The following is an 18,528-nucleotide window of genomic DNA, read 5'->3' on the forward strand; positions in this document are numbered from 1 at the left end:
CAGACAATAAAAAGCCCCATGGTTAGGGGCTAGTCGTATGCACATCTAAGGCACATACTGTAAGAGGCTCATCTCATACTAAGTGTATTAGAACATAGATTGCATTAAATGAATAAGAAAATTTGCAATTAAAAAATGCTTTGAAAGCAGATAATGAAGAAATAATGCAGATTGGATTTATTATTGTTTGCAAATGATAATTATTTGCATTATTTTACCTACCTAATGATACAGGATGTAAAGCTTTATGATAGGCAATTATGTCAAGTCGTCTGATTAAGTAACTTAAGACTTGATGACATAATTTCTGCTGCACTTTAAACAAGGTGGTGAGAGTACCGATTCTACTTCAACTTTACATTCAGCTCTCGAAATTTTAAGGCTGAATATATGATGAATATGCATTTTGAAAACTTCCCTACCACTTTTACACAAAAAGCTTTAACTTTGGCTGTGCAAATTGCGTTGCTGTCAGGGCTTACTCAAACAGCATTTGCTGCGTCTCCAATGAAAGAAACGACTCAGCAGCTGGAGACCATTTTAGTAGAAGTAGACGATGCCTCAAGTAGCGAGCAGGCTGGCGGTTATAGCTATAAGCAGGCCAAAACAGCCACAAAACTGAATTTGATTTTGCGTGATACCCCGCAAAATGTGAAGGTATATACTGAAGAATATCTGGAAGACCGCAATATCCAGTCCTTTCAATCTTTAATGAAGAATATTACCGGGGTGACAGTATCCCGTACAGATGAAAGGCAGACTAACTATGCACGCGGTTTTTCGGTGGATTATTATTTAATTGACGGTATTCCGACTACGACCAATATTGCTGAAGGTGATTTGGACATCAGCATATTTGATCGAGTAGAAGTGGTAAAAGGCGCAAATGGTTTAATGACGGGTGCTGGCAATCCCGCTATGGGTTTAAACTTGATACGCAAACATGCAGATTCTAAAGAGCTGACGGGGAAGATTGAAGCCTCGGCAGGATCATGGAATAGCTACGCCAGTTCAGCTGATATTTCATCGGGTTTAAATGCTGATGGTTCATTGCGCGGGCGCATTTATGTCAAGCATTCAGATGAAGATTCATTTATGAATGGCTATGAAAAAACACGCAATGTTGCTTATGCTGCTTTAGATTATGATTTGACAGATAAAACCAGTTTGTCGCTGGCAGCAGCATATCAGGAATTAGACCGCAGCGGTATTCGCTGGGGCGGACTGCCGGCTTTCTATGCTGATGGCACGCAAACTCATTTCGACAGAGACTTAACAGTCAGTTCAGATTGGACATACTGGAATATAAATACAACAGCGCTATTTGCCTCTTTAAAGCAGCAGTTGTGGAATGATGCAGCATTGAATGTCGCCTATTCTTACCGTAAGGATGATAAAGAAACAGCATTGCTGTATTACGGGGGGAAGGTTGTTAAAGAAACTGGCCTAAGCGCTATTCAGGCAGATACATACTCCAGTGATACTGCCACAGAAGAAAATAATATTGATGTCTATGTCAATATTCCATTTCAAATTGGCGGCATGGCGCAAGAAGTTGTGATGGGCGGTTCATGGAATAAAAATGAACTGCTGTACAGTTATAGCGGCAAGCCAAAAATAGATAATTATATTTTAGACTTTAATCGTTTGCAGACGCATTTGGTTGGCGGTATTTCAAATCCGACAGTGGGCAGCACCAATACCACAGAACAGTCTGGTTTTTATGCATCAGGCAAGTTTCAGCTTATGGATGACGTAAAACTGGTTGCTGGGGCGCGTTTTTCGAACTGGAAATATATAGTGGAAGGCGGTAAAACCAATCGCGAATTTAATGATCAGTTCACGCCATATGTTGGTTTAATTTATGATTTTTTACCGGATCATTCTTGGTATGCAAGTTATACGGAAATTTTTAAGCCGCAGGATAAAAAAACCGCAGATGGAAATTATCTTGACCCGATTATCGGTAAAAATTATGAAACTGGTGTTAAAAGTGAGTTTTTAGATGGCCGTTTAAATACGACTGCAGCAATATTCCGTATAGAACAGGATAATGCTGCTGAAAAAATAGATGGCAGCTTTGTACAGGGAACGACAGAGCAGGCATACCGGGCTGTTAATGGTGTGGTGAGTAAGGGTGTGGAATTTGAAGCAGATGGTCAAATCACGGATCAATGGTCAGTGAATTTGGGTATTGCAAATTTTGAGGCTAGAGATCAGGCCAACAAGAAAGTTAATTTAGATAATGCAAGGACGTCAGCGAATCTATTTACAAAGTATGCACTTAATAGCTGGAGCTTAGGTGCAGGTCTAAATTACCGCAGCAAGATCAAAAACATTGACGGTGTAAACCCGATTCAGCAAGATGCCGTGATTCTGGTCAATGCAATGGCAGCGTATCAGGTTGATGCAAATATTAAACTGCAACTGAATTTAGACAATTTACTGGATGAAGAATATTATGACGGTATTGGGGCTAACCGCATGAATTATGCAGAGCCAAGAAAAGCGACATTCTCCGTCAAATATCAGTTCTAAGGCGCAAAGATATACTTGACTGTTTACAAATAGATGAATTATGCAGTGTGCAAAACAGCAACGTCCGGTCATTGGTATACCGGACGTTCCGTCTGATTAAAATTAGAGTAAATTTCATTTGAACTTGCTGAATGATTATTCAATCATCATTAAGTCTGCATTGTTGGCCAGTTTCAGCGGGCGCAAGGCAAAAATGGATCGAGTATGGCGCACGCCTTTCATTTTGTATAGATTTTTACGTAAAAAGCGTTCGTAATGTTCTGAATTTTTGACGGCGACTTTGACCAAATAATCATAGTCGCCTGTTACCAAATGCGCCTCAATGACTTCAGGCATGTTTGCGAGCGCTTCACTGAATTGATCTAGAATTTCATCATCATGCCGTTCTAAAGTAATTTCAATAAAGAACAATTCATTGATGCCAATGGCTTTGGCATTAATATTGGCGGTATAGCCTTCAATGATATTTAGAGACTCTAGTCGCTTAAGCCGCGTCCAGCATGGTGATGAAGACAGGCCGACTTTTTCAGCCAATTGAGTAACGGTTAAACGTCCATCAAGCCGCAGCTCTGAAAGAATGCGGCGGTCAATTTTATCTAAGCTGTATTTATTTTCGCTCATAAAACAGTCTGCAAATGAATCTTCTGAATTATGGCTATTTATAGCATATCTATTCTGTAAAGGTGTGTATTATTCAAATAATCAGTAAATACATATTGGCGTTTGCCGCTAATATAAACTCAATGCTCTGAGTGAGTTAGGTCGCTTGCTGGAGTTACGGTACACTCAGTAGATTGCGCAGGGGTACTGTAAAGCTGCTGGGTGTATTTTATTTTGAATGGTGCGCGGAAAATAAAAAATCCATGAAAAAAACCGCCTAACCGGATTACGAGCAAGGCGGAAAAGGGCAAATTCATCAGTGTTCAATGTCACTGTTGAATTTGATATAGCAGGGATCATTTAATCATTTGCAGAGTCGTTTTATGCACTCAGCTGCTGTTCAATGACAGGCCATAAGTTTTGATGAGATTTTTTAAACATCAGCATATGGCCAATACCTTTGTGTCCATATTGGGACGGCTTCAGCTCAATCATTTCTGTCGTTGCATTTGGGTACAGCCGGAGTAAATCCTTCACATTGGCGCGTGTAGCAATTTCATCATCAGATGACCATAAGGCGGTTATGGGCGCCTGAATGTTTTGATGAAAGTCATCATGTACCGTTTTGCCAATTGCGTTCATGACATAACCCGGTTTGCTGCAAAATTGAGCCCATTCACGTGCAACATCTTTTGGCAGGTTTTCACCCATGCCAATGGCATTGGTTGGCCCATAACCTAAGGTATAGCGTGCAATTGGGAAAATAGCTTTGAACATGAGCGGTGCAAGCAATTTGGTTCTGCCTTTTAAACCCTTAACATGGCCTGTAGAGCCGGAAACAGCCACCACTTTAGCAACTTTTTCATAATTCGGCACAATACCCAGCAACTGTCCGCCAGCGCTATGCCCAAGAAGAATGACTTTCTCTGCATTGGTTTTTTGCAGCAGTGTATCAACTGCTGCCGGGATGTCCAATTGGCCCCATTGCACAATACTGGCGGTAGATTTGCTTAATTGCCCGTGCAGAGAGTCACCAATGCCACGGAAATCAAAGACTAAAACATCATATCCTTGTTCACACAGCCAGCTGGCAAAGCTGCCGTAAAACTGTTTGGTGATGCCTGTTGCAGGGCAGATTAAAATGGGATAGCTGTGTTTTTGTTCTGTTTGAGCCGGGTACAACCGTGCACTTAGGCTGTAGCCATCTTTACAGGTGATATTAAATGCTTCAAATTGAGACATATTTTAACTTCATGGCTATATCTGTTGAGTTTACTTTACACGAGTTCCATAAAGAAACTTGATTAAACCGTGACTTAAAAGTCAACACTGAGGCAAGTTTTACCGCTATGAATAATCCCAAAGTTTAGAAACAAGGAAATAGGAAATGGATGTTGAGCATTTGGATGCAGCTGTACGCTGGGCAATTGTATTTAGCGGTGTGTTTTTATGGACAGGCATGTTGACCGGTGTATGGAAATACTGGCAAATCCGCAGTACACCGCAAGCGAGGGCGCATTATTATGTCGATATCGCTCACCGGAGCAGTTTGCTTTATGCGCCAGCTTCCTTAATTTTAGCTGTACTGGCATATTTTTCTGTTTTTTCAGCCAAGGTAAATTTAATTTGCGTACTGATCAATTTGGTTTTTTTCAGCTTTTCAATTTTAAGCTATATATTGCACGGTTTCCTCAAAGACACCTCAAATCAGTTTAAGAAACCGCATCAGCTGGGTGCAAAGATGACATTGCCCAGCGGGTTAATGAGTTTGGCGATGTTTGCATTGATCGCCGGCGAGCTGGGCGCTACCGGTGCGCTGCTGCTGGGCAGCGGCCTTAAGCTTTTATCTTAGCTTGTTCTTGTGTAAATCGCGTTGTTTAGGCCATTAAGTATGTTTTAGATCATTTAAATGTGAAATGCGTTGTAACTTGGTGCTGTTTTTCTGATGATGGCTTTAATGCAAAATATTCGACAAGCAGCTTTGTAAAAATGAGTAATCTTAAAATCGTTTTATCTCAATAAGCTGGTTTTGTTGTTTTATGAAGAAAGCGCACGAATAGAGAATAGAAAAAGTTACGAGGTTTTAACTTTAGAGAAGATTGTTGATGTTTATGATTAGAGAAGAGCGGCATGCATAAAGAGAGGGTATTGGACAAAGCAGGAAGCTTGAAGGGGAGTGGCTTTTTTTTAGATGGATGACGAATCATCCATCTTCGCATTATTCTAAATAATCAGAGCATTTATGTTTGCGGTATTTTTGGTCGACCACCGCCCATAAATAAAAGGCGAATGAGACAATGACCGCATAGCCAAAGTATTCAAGTCTTAAGTTTCCTTGCATTAAGCCTTGAATCAATAACGTCAGCATCAGCGCAATAGTGGTGCTTAAAAAGGTCACCATATTTTTATTGGCTTTCAGAGCGTTAATGAATAATTCTTTATTGAAATGTACTGATAACATCTCCACCCCTCCTTTTGTTGTTTTTTACTAAAACTTGATTGTTTTAGTAAGATATACATTTACTTTGTACTGCTTATTTCAAAGCATTTCAATAGCAAATGTCACGATTTTGTCATATATCTATGGTAGATCATTCAATATAGATAATACCTCTATCAATATCTGAAATATTGCATATGTAGAAATTGAAATATACGGTTCAAATAAAAAACATGCAATCATTCAGCTATATAATAGAAAGCAATATATATACCAAGCACATAGATACGCAGAACAGAAAATTATATAAGCTATTTATGCAGGAAAAATGGATAAAATGTAAGCATTGATTAGACTAAAGTAGTTGAATTTTAATTATTTTAAATAGATGTAGTAAATCAATATAAGTTGTAACTATTTGTTTTTTTTGCTCGATTAAACAATCATGCTGTTTTTGAAGACATCTGGAAATGCGCTTAATTGGGACAGTGAGACAAATAAAAGCATATTTGGGTAAAACATGCCAATTATCGGTCATTTTATAAAATCTTCATTTGGGTAAAAATCAGATTTTGTCGTTCGAACTAGTGTAGAAGTTTATTTTCTAACTTTGTCGATCACTGTCGCAATGATTAAAATAATGATGGAAGGAATAAACCATGCAAGGTTTTGTTCGTTCAATGGCAGATTTTGCAGCAGGGCCGGCAATTCAAAGCCAGCAACTTTCAAGCCGTCAAAAATACCGAAAACAAGCGCAATAGCGGTAACCGGTGTAATGACATTTGAAGGTGTGTTCCAAAATTTACTGCAGAAGCTCAGTAAAATTACCACAATAGCTGGCGGATAGATGGCGCTTAAAACCGGCACAGAAACCGCAATAAGTTTGGTTAATCCGAGATTGGAGATTAATAAAGAAAAACCGACCAAAATAAAGACAAATACTTTATAAGGGATTTTAGTCAAGTTTGAAAAATACTCTGCGCAGGCGCAAGTGAGGCCAATAGCCGTAACCATGCAGGCAATGAAAATCATCGCGGATAGGAAATAAGCGCCCATATTGCCAAAAGCGTGCTGAACGTAAGCATGCAGGATCACTGCGCCGTTCGCTGCATTTGGAGCAATTTCATGACTGCCCATACCAAGCTTGAATAAGCTGAGGTAAACCAGTGTTAAACCGATACCGGAAATAATGCTGGCAATCACCGCATATTTAGTCACCAGTTTTTTGTCTGTTACGCCGCGTGAAGTAATGGCTTTTACAATCACAATACCGAAAACCAATGCGCCTAAGGTATCCATGGTCAGATAGCCATTCACAATGCCTTCAGATACAGGGCTGCCCGCATAATTATTGATTGCAGGGTGAATGTCGCCAGCCGGAATTAAAAATGCAGACAGGCCTAAAATGGCTAAGCCTAGAATTTTTAATGGCGATAAGAAGTAGCCGACAGTATCTAAAATTTTATTTGGATACAGCGAAACCAGCGTGACAAAAGAAAAATACACAATGCTGTAGATCAGCAGGCTGCTGGATGAGTCGCCAAAATAGGTCGAGAATCCAATTTCATAAGAAACGGTTGCAGTACGCGGTGTAGCAAATAAAGGGCCAACGGCTAAATAGCACACCACTGTCAGTAAAATACTGGCAGCTTTTCCTAACGGTGAACTTAATAGTTGAATGGAGCCTTCTACGCGCGACAATGCAATAATAGTAATAACAGGCAAGCCAACTGCTGTGATTAAGAAACCGAAAGCAGCCAGCCATACATGTTCGCCGGCTTGCTGAGCAACGATCGGCGGAAAGATAATATTGCCTGCGCCAATAAAGAGGGCAAAGGTCATGAAACCTAAGGCAACAATATCTCTTGTACGGAGATTTGTCATAAGTAAAAGGGAGATGTATCAATTGAAGCCAGCAATTTTAGTGCAATTTCATGTTTTTTTGGGTTTTATTTTATCAATGTTATTCATTTTTTTTATAATATTAAAATTCAATATATCTAAAGATAAAATTTTGTTTAATTTATATAATTGATTATCGTTAAAAAATATAAATCATTTTATAAAATTTAGAGTTTTTAATTTTTTTATTGATTTTTTAAATCGTCACCATCTGTTTGTAAATCAATCATATACTTGCAAGAAAATCATGCGTAATAATCGTGCTTTGGCGTATAAAAAAACAAAAAAAAATTAAAAGGGCTATAATCTGAAAATCTTATTTGAGGATGTTGCAATGAAAGCTTCCAGTATCACGATTAAAACTGAGCAAGATATCGAAAACCTGCGTATTTCGGGTCGTTTGGCTGCACAAGTTTTGGAAATGATTGGGAAGCATGTCAAGCCAGGGGTGACGACAGAATATTTGGACGACCTCTGTAATGATTTCATTGTGAATACCTTAAAGGTTATTCCTGCCAATGTGGGCTATTACGGCTACACCAAAACTACCTGCATTTCGCCGAATGAAGTGGTGTGCCACGGTATTCCATCGGCGAGTACAGTGCTGAATGACGGAGACATCATCAATATTGATGTGGCGATTATTAAAGACGGTTATTTTGGCGATACCAGCCGAATGTACTATGTCGGCACAATTCAGCCAGAAGCAAAGCGTTTGGTGGAGACGACCTATGAAGCAATGGTTGCAGGCATTCATGCAGTAAAACCTGGGGCAACATTAGGGGATGTCGGATACGCCATTCAAACGGTAGCGCAGCGTGAAGGCTATACCATTGTCCGTGAATATTGCGGCCACGGTATCGGCAAAATTTATCATGAACAGCCGAGTGTTCTGCATTATGGGCAGCCCGGTCAAGGCGTTAAGCTGAAAAAGGGGATGGTCTTTACCATTGAACCGATGATTAATGCAGGCAAAGCGCGCACCAAAGAGCTGAAAGACGGCTGGACTGTTGTTACGGCTGACCGTTCATTGTCAGCGCAATGGGAACATATGGTTGTGGTTACGGATGACGGTTTTGAGTTGCTGTCACCTTGGCCGGAAGGCACAGGCAGTTATCCTGCAATTTAAACCTGCGATTTTTAAAGGCGCATGACAGAATAGTGAATATATTTAAGACTTTAGTCTAAGAATGCTGCTTTATAAATATACAAAGATGATTTAGCAATAAGTCATTTTTGTCAGGTTCTTTATTAATCATGCTTTCAGTAAAATGCAGCCTTTCAGTTAGAATTATTTTCTATTTATTGTAAATCCGAATTCGCTCTATTATTGCTTCAACAGATTCTGCTGTAGTTTCTGTATTTAGAGTTTCAGCCTATCCAACACTTGGATAGGCTTTTTTTTGCCTAAATTTTAGGTTGGTTTTTGGTGCGGCTTAAATTTTCTACCAGATAATCAATGAATACGCGGACGGCTGGCAGCAAGCCGCGGCGCGATGGGTAGACCGCATGGAAAATACCGTGAGGTGCTTTCCATTTAGACAATACGCGGACTAAAGCGCCTGAATTTAAATGTTCCTGTACGATAGAGTCGGGCAATAGGGCAATACCGCAGTCTTGGCAGGCCAATTGCGCCAGCATAGATAAATCTGAACCCATAATGACCGGATTGACCCGAATTTTTTTCTGATGCTGCTGATCATCATGTACGACAATATGTTGATCCAAATGCTCATCCGCCATGCTTAGAATATGATGCTGCGCTAAATCTTCAGGCTGTTTTAAATCGCCATATTGATTGAGATAAGCTTGACTGGCAAAAAGATGCTGCTCAATGGTCTCAAACTGGCGGATCACTAAGTTTGGATCATCATCTAAATTGTCGCGCACCCGTAAAGCGAGATCGAAACCTTCATTAATGATGTCGACTCGTCGGTTGGTCACCATCATCTGCACTTTAATTTCAGGGTACATTTTGAGAAATTTAGGCAGAATTTTGGCAATTTCATTTTGTGCAATAGAAACCGGCAGGCTGATTTTAATCACGCCGCGCGGTTTTGTACTTAAATGATCAACCAAATCATGCGCAGCTTGTGCGGCGTTCATCATGACTTGAGCGTGGCGGTAAATGTTCATGCCAATGTCAGTCACAGCAAAGTGGCGTGAGCTGCGCTGAATTAAGCGGACACCTAAGCGTTCTTCTAAATTGAAAACGCGCCTGCTCAGCTTGGACTTCGGGATGTCCGTTGCGCGTTCGGCCGCGCTGAATCCGCCGTGTTCGACCACTTGCGCGAAACAATAAAAATCATCCAAATCACTGAGCATTTCATATTCCATTTTTGAAACAATATAAGGGAATTAAAAACTATCGTTGCAAATTGTCAAATCATATTTGTTATTCAATTCATAAGCTTTTTTCACGACTAAAGTCGCCTTGGAATTGTGTGGAATATCCGTAGCATGGGCTCACAATCCGGCGCTTAAATTCGTTTTGCAGTTATTGCAGTGACTTAAGCGGCTCAGTGCAAGCCATAAACCATGAGGACGTATCATGGAATTAAGACATTTACGCTATTTTGTTGCAGTCGTAGAAGAACAAAGCTTTACCAAGGCTGCAGAAAAATTATTTATGGCCCAGCCGCCTCTAAGCCGTCAAATTCAGAATTTAGAACAAGAGCTGGGGGCAGCGCTGTTTGAACGCGGCAGCCGCCCGCTTCGGACTACCCCCATTGGCCGTTTTTTTTATCAGCATGCGCTGAAACTGCTGTCCAATGCAGAAGAAATCAAGCTGATTACACAGCGTGCAGGTATGACTGAACGCACAATCCATATCGGCTACAGCAGTTCTTTAATGTGCGGCTTGCTGCCTAGAATTGTGTATCTGTTCCGTCAGCAGCATCAGCACCTTAATATAAAGCTGGTCGAGCTAAATGGAATAGATCAGATTCAAGCTTTAAAGGAAGGGCGTGTAGATGCCTGTTTTGGCCGAATTCGAATATCAGATCAGGCGGTAAAACGGGTGATGCTGCGGGAAGAAAGGCTGATGGCTGCTGTTCATACCAGCCATGCCTTGGCGAACAGCGCGCAGCCAATTTCATTGATGCAGCTGAAAGATGAGCAGATATTTACCTATCCGTCACAATCTGGACTGGGCTATGCGGCGCAAATTAAATCTTTGTTTTTAGAATTCGGCATAGAGCCGAAGCGCTTTACGGTGCTGGATGGAATGCAGCAGTCGCTGGGCATGGTGGCTGCAGGTGAAGGTATTTGCATTGTGCCTGAATCGGTCAAAATGATGCAGTTCAGGCATGTAAACTACTTGGCTTTGGCGGACAGCGCTGCGGTCAGTCCAATTTATTTAATTGTGCGCAATGATGATGAAGGGCAATTTACACGGCCTCTATTTGACTGTGTTTACCAAGTTTATGATTTGGAAGCGATTGAATACGACCGCCGTGTTTTCTGATTTAGATTGCGCAGTAAGGTGATGCTGCAGTTTCAGTCAGCTGTGCTGCCGCATTGTAAGAACCTGCCGATTTCTTTGCTGAATTTTAACGGCTCACTGAGCAGCGGTGTGTGGCCGGATTTTTTAAAAATGACAGCGGTTGCATTGTTTAAGCGATTGGCAATCATTTTTTGCCCTATGGCAGGATAAAGCTTGGACTGCTCGCCAATGAAAAAAGTTGCCGGCGCATTCAGCTTGAAAATGGCTTCACGGTAATCCTGCTGATGATGCAAGTAGTTGTTGATATACCACGCTAAATAATCTAAACGCTGCATAGGTAAAACGAAGGGTTGCAGCTTGGGTCGCTTTAAAGCCTGCTTGATTAAAAATGGTGCTGTTTTGCTGCTGGCTTGCAGGTTTATAAAGGCGAGCCAGCTGCACAGCAGCTGTTCACGGTCTTCATTGCTCAATTGCTGAATTGACGCCGTATCTGTATTGCGTTCAAGAACTGCGGCAATGCTTTCAAGAATATTGTTGAACGCCGTATTTTGTGTGCCGAATAGCCCATAAGGCCAGTCTGAGCTGGAGCGGATTTTTGGGGTTTGGTCGATATGCAGATAACTGTGAATCTGATCTGAAAAATTGCCATATTGCATACCGTGCATGGCCGTGGTCGCGCCCATGGAATAGGCAATGACACTGTATTTTTCATGAGGCAGCTGATTGACTAAGCTCTGAATATCGCGCCAATGGCTGGAAATGGCATCGATGTCAGGGATTTTGCATTGCGCTGATCCGCCAAAACCGCGCCAGTCAGGAATAATAAATTTATGGCTTTTACGGAAACGGTATAAAAATGGATACCATTGCCAGCTTTGCATGCCTAGTCCTGATAAAACCAGTACTGGCTGGCCTGTTCCATACTCACGGACAAAAAGCTGCTCTTTGTCTTGCATGCCGTAATAAGCCATGAACATTCCTTATTTTTTATGTGGTTTTAACAGATTAACTAATGCTGTTCATCAAAGGCTTTTAATGCAGGAATGAGTTTTTCCAGCCACTGAATCCAGCCGATTTCTAAGTCAATCCCCAACTGCAGGATGTGCTTATGAATAAACAGTGTACGGTCTTGGGTATCGGCCTGTGCAAAGTCTTTGGCAAAAATCGCCTGATAAAGTTTTAAATTATCTTGATGAAGCTGTAAATGGCGCTTCAGCTCAGGCAGAACAGTATTTCCGCCAATTTGAGCTTCGGCACGCAGGCGAACCATCAATTCCTCACGCAGCTGAGCAGGCGGGCTTTGCTTCACCATCCAGCTGGTTAATTCTGTACGGCCAGATAATTCAACCTGATAGGTTTTTTTTCTGCTTTGCGCATCGACTTCTTCTATCGGTGAAATCCAGCCTTTTTGATGCATTGCGCTGAGTTCTCTGTAAATCTGCTGATGAGTAGCATTCCAGAAAAAGCCCATAGAACGGTCAAAGCGCCGCGCCAGCTCTATACCTGTACTGGGTTTTTCGATCAGGCTGGTCAATAAGACATGCGCTAGAGACATAAATAAAACTGCTTATATTTTTTAACAAGTTTTATTATGCAACATGTTGCATAAAAATCAAATCTCGAATATAAAAGTATGCAACAAGTTGCATTAATGATTGCGCCAAAAAATTAATTGCACCGTCAGCATGAAAACAGCCAGCAAATAAGCACGCTAAGGAGAAAATATGTCGAACTATCCAAATTTACTTGCGCCATTGGACTTGGGCTTTACCACTTTAAAAAATCGTGTATTGATGGGGTCAATGCATGTGGGCTTAGAGGAAGCGCCAGGGGGCTATGAGCGCATGGCTGCATTTTATGCAGAGCGTGCTCAAGGCGGTGTGGGCTTAATTGTGACAGGCGGTATTTCTCCGAATGATGCAGGCTTAACCTTTGCTGGCGGCAATAAGCTGGATACGCGTGCAGAAGCAGATAAGCATAAAGTAGTTACACAGGCAGTGCATGATGCGGGCGGGAAAATCGCACTGCAGATTTTGCACACGGGCCGTTACTCTTATCAGCCGGACAATGTTGCGCCATCCGCAATTCAGGCGCCAATTAACCCGGTTAAACCGCATGCTTTAAGCTCTGCAGAGGTTGAACAGACGATCGCTGACTTTGTGAACTGCGCCAAACTAGCACAATATGCAGGCTATGACGGTGTGGAAATCATGGGTTCAGAAGGCTATTTAATTAATGAATTTATTGCTGCCCGCACCAATCACCGTGATGATGAATGGGGCGGCAGCTATGAAAACCGTATCCGTTTTCCGATTGAAATTGTGAAGCGTACCCGTGCAGAAGCAGGTGATAACTTCATCATCATCTACCGTTTATCGATGCTGGATTTGGTCGATGGCGGATCGACATTTGAAGAGGTAGTACAGCTGGCGCAAGAAATTGAAAAAGCCGGCGCAACCATCATCAATACAGGGATTGGCTGGCATGAAGCCCGTATTCCAACCATTGCGACCAAAGTGCCGCGGGCTGCTTTTACATGGGTAACGCAGAAGCTCAAAGGCTTGGTGAATGTGCCGCTGATTACTTCAAACCGGATCAATACGCCTGAAATGGCGGAACATGTTTTAGCTTCTGGCCATGCCGATATGGTGTCTATGGCGCGTCCATTATTGGCGGATGCGTTCTTTGTAGAAAAAGCAGAACAGGGCCGCAGTGATGAGATCAATACCTGCATCGGCTGCAATCAGGCCTGCTTAGACCATATTTTCTCAATGAAAATTGCAACCTGTTTAGTCAATCCGCGCGCTTGCCATGAAACAGAGCTGTTATTTAAAGAATCTGCGCGGGAGAAAAATATTGCTGTGATTGGCGCTGGCCCAGCAGGCTTGAGCTTTGCGACCTATGCGGCAGACCGCGGGCACAATGTCACTGTTTATGATGCAGCCAACCAAATTGGCGGTCAGTTCAATATTGCCAAAACGATTCCAGGCAAAGAAGAGTTCTATGAAACGTTGCGCTATTTCAAGCGTAAAATTGAATTGCAGCCGCGCATTAAACTGGTGCTGAATCACACAGTGACGCATGAAGAATTGTCGCAGTCAGATTTTGATGACATTGTTGTAGCGACAGGTGTGACGCCGCGTCAGCTGCAGATAGAGGGTATAGATCATCCTAAAGTGCTGACTTATTTGGAAGTGCTGAAAGAGCGCAAGCCCGTTGGCAAGCGTGTTGCGATTATTGGCGCGGGCGGTATTGGTTTCGATACTGCGGAATATCTTAGCCATGAAGGTGAAAGCGGCAGTTTAAATCCGGAAAAATTCTATGATGAATGGGGAATTGATACCTCTTATGCCCATGTTGGCGGTTTAAAAGCGCCTGTTGTAAAACAGTCAGAGCGTGAAATTTATTTATTGCAGCGTAAGGCAAAATCGGTAGGCGCAAGCTTAGGCAAGACCACGGGCTGGATTCACAGGACTGGACTAAAGCATCGTGATGTAAAAATGATTGCAGGCGCCAGCTACGACAAAATTGATGATCAAGGTTTGCATATTACCGTGAATGATCAGTCAAAAGTAATTGAGGTTGATAACGTCATTATCTGCGCAGGTCAGGAGTCTTTTACTGCTATGTATGAGCAGCTCAAAGCAGACGGTAAAAATGTACATCTCATTGGCGGTGCGAAAGAAGCCGGTGAGCTGGATGCGAAGCGCGCAATCCGTCAAGGCGCGGAATTGGCTGCGGTCATCTAAATCAATGAATTCCTCCCTTAAAAAAGGGAGGAGCCATGCTTTGGATGGGAGGAGCGCTGAATGAAGCGCTCTGTTCTAAAAACCCTTTCTAAAAGGGCGAATTTTGATAATTGTGAGATAGGAAAAAATAAAATGACAATGCAAACAACAAAATCATCTATTCAAAAATGGCATCAGATGCTGGAAAGCCGTGATATGAGTATTTTAGATGAATTGCTGGCAGATGAAGTGGTTTTCCGTTCCCCTGTGGCGTATAACCCTTATCCGGGGAAACAGGTTGTGACTTTTATTTTGACGAACGTGATTCAGATTTTTGAGAACTTCACTTACCACCGCGAGTTTTATACTGAAGATGGGCAGAGTGCAGTATTGGAATTTTCTGCAAATGTCGGTGAAAAAAAGCTTAAAGGCATCGATATGATTCAATTTAATGCGCAGGGACAAATCATTGACTTTGAAGTGATGATTCGTCCGAAAAGCGGTCTGGAAGCATTGGCTGCACAGATGGGGCAGCGCATGGCGGCATTCCTGCCTAAGTAATCCGCTCTATGCAGAAATGCTGATAATCCGCAGATTTAATTCATTATTATGACCCGTTTAGCCTGTGCAAAGCTGGTCATTTAGCTAAAAGGGCAGTTTCATGAATAGTTTATTAAATAAAGTGAGCAAACGAGCCTCATCTGTGCTCGACTGGGCAATTGGCGCAGAACAGCCCAAGCTTTATTTTAATCCGCAAGGTGAATTTAAACGAATTTTTGAAAGGCTTCCTCAGCTTCAGCAGAAATACCGCCCGACGCCGTGGCTGTCCAATACCCATGCGCATCTGCTTTATTTTGATTTGATTAAAAAACGCAGTGTCCATCTGCGTTATGACCGAATCGATCAGTTAACCATGCAGGATGGCGGCATTACCGGTATTGCATGGTTTGGGCTGGATGCCGCGCCCGATGCGCCGACCATTGTCATTATGCATACAATTACCGGAACACCTGACAGTATGCGGGAGCTGGTGAGGGATCTGCATCAATACACGGGCTGGCGTATTGCCCTGTGCTTGCGCCGCGGCCATGCCGGCTTGCCTATGCCTGTACCCAAAATTAATTTATTTGGTTCGACAGATGATTTGCGGGAACAGCTGGCTTATATTCAAGATAGATATCCGGCATCGCCGCTTTACGGTATGGGGTCTTCTGCAGGTACGGGCCTGCTGGTGCGCTATCTGGGGGAGCAAGGCGGCAATACGCCATTTAAAGCGGCATTTGCTTTATGCCCTGGCTATAACACGGAGCTGGGCTTTAAAAATGTACATCCTTTTTACAGTAAAATGATGACCAAGAAACTTTTCCAGAAATTTATTGAGCCTTATCAGGCAACGTGGCAAAACACAGCATCCTTATCTCAGGTGCTGGCGTCTAAAACACTGTTTGATTTTGAGCAGGTCTATTTTGAAATGGCGGGCTATTCAGATTATGGCAGTTATACGCAGGCCACGAATCCTATTTACGTTTTTGATCAAATCGAGATTCCATTATTGGTCTTAAATTCTGAAGATGATCCTGTTTGCAGTATTCATAATTTTGAGCCGTATAAAGAAATTATTCAACAAATGCGCAGTGTGGCAGTTGTGACCACAAAAAAAGGCAGCCATTGCGGATTTTATGAAGGCACGCAGGAAACGCACTCTTGGTCGTCTCGCTTGGCGGCAGATTTCTTTTTGCTGGAAGCATCCGGTTCTTAAGGTATTCCATATCATTTGTGATCAAAAAGCCCGCCATTAAAAGAAACTGCCGGGTTTTTTGATGTTAAATCTGCTTTGGATATACTGCATTTTAGCAGTGCTGTTCTTCTTGCTGAGGCGCTAAGGCTTTCATCTGTAAAAAGACCAGCGCCAAGGCTAAAGCGCTTAAGGCAGCGCCTGAATAAGATACCGCCTGATAGCTCCAACCTAGATTCAGTACAGCGGCACCTGCAGCCGCACCAACGGCATTACCCAAATTAAAAGCGCCGATATTCACCGATGATGCTAATCCTGGGGCCTCATGAGCTAAAGACATTACGCGCATTTGAAGCGGCGGAACGACAGCAAAAGCGGCTGCACCCCAAATGACCAGTGCAATGGCGGCACCTGCAGCAGTTTGAGCTAATAGTGGAAATAACAGCATCATGATCATCAGCAGCGTAAGAAAGCCGATCAGTGTCTTTTCTAGAGAATAATCTGCAAGTTTGCCGCCTAAATGATTGCCTATAGAAAAACCGACTCCAATCAAGACCAGCATGAATGTGATTAACTCAGGGCCAGCCTGCATGAATGTTTTTAAGCTTGGGGCAATATAGGTATAGAGCGTGAACATTGCGCCAGCACTCATTACTGTGGTCAGCAAAGCCAAAACAACAGGAAGGCGGGTAAGTACTTTTAATTCAGCTTTTACATTCGGCTTGGCTGAAGGCTCTCCTTGAGGCAAGGCTTTCCAAAGTGCCAGCATGGTCACAATGCCTAAGACGGAAATGGCGATAAATGAAGTACGCCAGCCGACATGCTGTCCAACATAGGTAGCTAAAGGAACACCGCCAATATTGGCAATCGTCAGCCCCATAAACATCATGGCAACTGCAGACGCTTGTTTGTCTTTAGGGACAACACTGGCTGCAACAACTGAGCCTAAGCCAAAAAATGCCCCGTGATTTAAGCTGGTGATGATTCTGGACCCAATGAGTCCCAAATAGCTGGGCGCAAGCGCCGAAAGCAGATTGCCAAGAGTGAAAATCGCCATCAGCAAAATCAGCGCTTTTCTTTTGGAATATCTAGAAAACCATAGTGTCATTAAGGGGGCGCCAATCATGACGCCTACTGCATATGCGCTGATCAGCAGGCCGGCTTGCGCAATAGAAACCTGTAAATCGTTCGCAATTTCGGGCAAGAAGCCCATAGGAGAAAATTCGGTCGTGCCAATGGCAAATGCGCCGACAGCCAGTGCGAGCAGGGGAAGGTTGATTTTCATTGATGCCTCAATCCCATTCAGGCGCTAAATTTTCAGGGTTCACTTCACGCCCATTGCGTTCAAGAGCGGCAATGGCCTGCATCTCGTCAGCATTCAGCTGAATATCTTGCGCTTTCAAGTTGGCTTGCAGATGTTCGTGCTGAGTAGATGACGGAATGACAGAGTAGCCTTTTTGCAGCGCCCATGCCAAAGCAATTTGCGCAGCAGATGCTTGATGATGTCCCGCAATTTCATTCAATAGAGGGTCATTCAGCACTTTACCGTAGGCTAGGGTCATATAAGATGTAATATCAATATTCTGAGCCTTTAAATATGAAGCCAGTTTTTCATTTTGCAGATAAGGGCTAAGTTCAATTTGGTTAGCGGCAATATGCTCAGCGCCAATACTGTCAATAGCTTGCTGTGTCAGCGCAATATTGAAGTTTGAAATACCGATATGCTGGGTTAAGCCTTGTTTTTTAGCTTCCAGCAGCGTTTGCATTAATACTGGAATATCGACAGCCATTTTAGGAGCCGGCCAGTGAATTAACGTGAGATCTACAGCCTCAGTGCGCAGTTTGTTCAGGCTTTCTTTGAGGCTGGGAATTAATTTATCCGCAGCATAATGGTCTACCCAAATTTTTGTGGTTAAAAACAGCTCCGAACGAGGGACTGCGCTTTCGGCAATGGCTTGCCCAACTTCAGCTTCATTGCCATAAATTTGCGCCGTATCTACAGCGCGGTAACCTGCGTCCAGCGCATTTTTGACAGAATCGATGACAGTTTGACCCGTCAAGCGGAAAGTGCCTATACCAAATTTTGGAACGATCATTTTTTGATGCTCAGCGATTATTGAACAGATGGCTATATTTTGCA

Annotated in this window: 16 protein-coding genes; 7 read left to right on the forward strand and 9 right to left on the reverse strand. The window is 42.7% G+C overall.

Features of this window, described 5'->3' with window-relative positions; all coding sequences use genetic code 11:
- Window positions 1–399: 399 nt before the first annotated feature.
- On the forward strand, window positions 400–2,538 hold the full coding sequence (locus AZH43_RS16490) for a TonB-dependent siderophore receptor (RefSeq protein ID WP_067672216.1): 2,139 nt from the start codon (window positions 400–402) through the stop codon (window positions 2,536–2,538).
- A 135-nt stretch (window positions 2,539–2,673) separates the two neighbouring features.
- Here the strand turns inward: AZH43_RS16490 and AZH43_RS16495 are convergent, their stop codons facing one another.
- A complete protein-coding gene (locus AZH43_RS16495) occupies window positions 2,674–3,159 on the reverse strand; it encodes an Lrp/AsnC family transcriptional regulator (RefSeq protein WP_067672066.1) in 486 nt (161 codons plus the stop codon).
- A gap of 360 nt (window positions 3,160–3,519) precedes the next feature.
- Complete coding sequence (locus AZH43_RS16500) at window positions 3,520–4,380, reverse strand: alpha/beta hydrolase family protein (RefSeq protein ID WP_067672069.1); 861 nt, start codon at window positions 4,378–4,380, stop codon at window positions 3,520–3,522.
- A 145-nt stretch (window positions 4,381–4,525) separates the two neighbouring features.
- Here AZH43_RS16500 and AZH43_RS16505 point away from each other — a divergent pair, with 145 nt between their 5' ends.
- Window positions 4,526–4,990 carry a hypothetical protein gene (locus AZH43_RS16505; RefSeq protein WP_067672072.1) on the forward strand — a complete coding sequence of 155 codons (465 nt, stop codon included), beginning with the start codon at window positions 4,526–4,528 and terminating at the stop codon, window positions 4,988–4,990.
- Window positions 4,991–5,356: 366 nt separating this feature from the next.
- On the opposite strand, the gene AZH43_RS16510 is transcribed toward AZH43_RS16505, so the two are convergent.
- Window positions 5,357–5,599, reverse strand: coding sequence for a hypothetical protein (locus AZH43_RS16510; protein ID WP_067672075.1), 243 nt, complete (start codon window positions 5,597–5,599; stop codon window positions 5,357–5,359).
- 576 nt (window positions 5,600–6,175) lie between these two features.
- The gene (gene brnQ / locus AZH43_RS16515; RefSeq protein ID WP_067672078.1) at window positions 6,176–7,462 is read right to left on the reverse strand and encodes a branched-chain amino acid transport system II carrier protein; all 1,287 of its coding nucleotides are present in this window, start codon (window positions 7,460–7,462) and stop codon (window positions 6,176–6,178) included.
- A gap of 352 nt (window positions 7,463–7,814) precedes the next feature.
- On the opposite strand from brnQ, the gene map reads away from it, so the two are divergent.
- A complete protein-coding gene (gene map / locus AZH43_RS16520) occupies window positions 7,815–8,609 on the forward strand; it encodes a type I methionyl aminopeptidase (protein ID WP_067672081.1) in 795 nt (264 codons plus the stop codon).
- Window positions 8,610–8,887: 278 nt separating this feature from the next.
- Here map and AZH43_RS16525 read toward each other — a convergent pair whose 3' ends face one another.
- Window positions 8,888–9,805, reverse strand: coding sequence for a LysR substrate-binding domain-containing protein (locus AZH43_RS16525; protein ID WP_067672219.1), 918 nt, complete (start codon window positions 9,803–9,805; stop codon window positions 8,888–8,890).
- Between the two features lie 226 nt (window positions 9,806–10,031).
- Between AZH43_RS16525 and AZH43_RS16530 the strand changes: the two genes are divergently transcribed.
- The gene (locus AZH43_RS16530) at window positions 10,032–10,946 is read left to right on the forward strand and encodes a LysR family transcriptional regulator (RefSeq protein WP_067672084.1); all 915 of its coding nucleotides are present in this window, start codon (window positions 10,032–10,034) and stop codon (window positions 10,944–10,946) included.
- Window positions 10,947–10,978: 32 nt separating this feature from the next.
- Here the strand turns inward: AZH43_RS16530 and AZH43_RS16535 are convergent, their stop codons facing one another.
- Together AZH43_RS16535 and AZH43_RS16540 are read right to left on the reverse strand one after the other, a co-directional pair.
- Window positions 10,979–11,896, reverse strand: coding sequence for an alpha/beta fold hydrolase (locus AZH43_RS16535; protein WP_067672088.1), 918 nt, complete (start codon window positions 11,894–11,896; stop codon window positions 10,979–10,981).
- Between the two features lie 38 nt (window positions 11,897–11,934).
- On the reverse strand, window positions 11,935–12,480 hold the full coding sequence (locus tag AZH43_RS16540; protein WP_067672091.1) for a PadR family transcriptional regulator: 546 nt from the start codon (window positions 12,478–12,480) through the stop codon (window positions 11,935–11,937).
- A gap of 169 nt (window positions 12,481–12,649) precedes the next feature.
- On the opposite strand from AZH43_RS16540, the gene AZH43_RS16545 reads away from it, so the two are divergent.
- From AZH43_RS16545 to AZH43_RS16555, 3 genes are all read left to right on the forward strand, one after another.
- Window positions 12,650–14,674, forward strand: a complete 2,025-nt coding sequence (locus AZH43_RS16545) for an NADPH-dependent 2,4-dienoyl-CoA reductase (RefSeq protein ID WP_067672094.1) — start codon at window positions 12,650–12,652, stop codon at window positions 14,672–14,674.
- Window positions 14,675–14,806: 132 nt separating this feature from the next.
- Window positions 14,807–15,214 carry a nuclear transport factor 2 family protein gene (locus tag AZH43_RS16550; protein WP_067672097.1) on the forward strand — a complete coding sequence of 136 codons (408 nt, stop codon included), beginning with the start codon at window positions 14,807–14,809 and terminating at the stop codon, window positions 15,212–15,214.
- Window positions 15,215–15,314: 100 nt separating this feature from the next.
- Window positions 15,315–16,412 (forward strand): YheT family hydrolase, encoded by a 1,098-nt coding sequence (locus AZH43_RS16555; protein WP_067672100.1) that lies wholly within the window; start codon window positions 15,315–15,317, stop codon window positions 16,410–16,412.
- Between the two features lie 91 nt (window positions 16,413–16,503).
- Here the strand turns inward: AZH43_RS16555 and AZH43_RS16560 are convergent, their stop codons facing one another.
- Together AZH43_RS16560 and dkgB are read right to left on the reverse strand one after the other, a co-directional pair.
- The gene (locus AZH43_RS16560; protein ID WP_067672103.1) at window positions 16,504–17,673 is read right to left on the reverse strand and encodes an MFS transporter; all 1,170 of its coding nucleotides are present in this window, start codon (window positions 17,671–17,673) and stop codon (window positions 16,504–16,506) included.
- Window positions 17,674–17,680: 7 nt separating this feature from the next.
- Window positions 17,681–18,484 (reverse strand): 2,5-didehydrogluconate reductase DkgB, encoded by an 804-nt coding sequence (gene dkgB / locus AZH43_RS16565; RefSeq protein WP_067672106.1) that lies wholly within the window; start codon window positions 18,482–18,484, stop codon window positions 17,681–17,683.
- Window positions 18,485–18,528 lie beyond the last annotated feature (44 nt).

It is taken from the genome of Acinetobacter pragensis, assembly GCF_001605895.1.
Classification (GTDB): domain Bacteria; phylum Pseudomonadota; class Gammaproteobacteria; order Pseudomonadales; family Moraxellaceae; genus Acinetobacter; species Acinetobacter pragensis.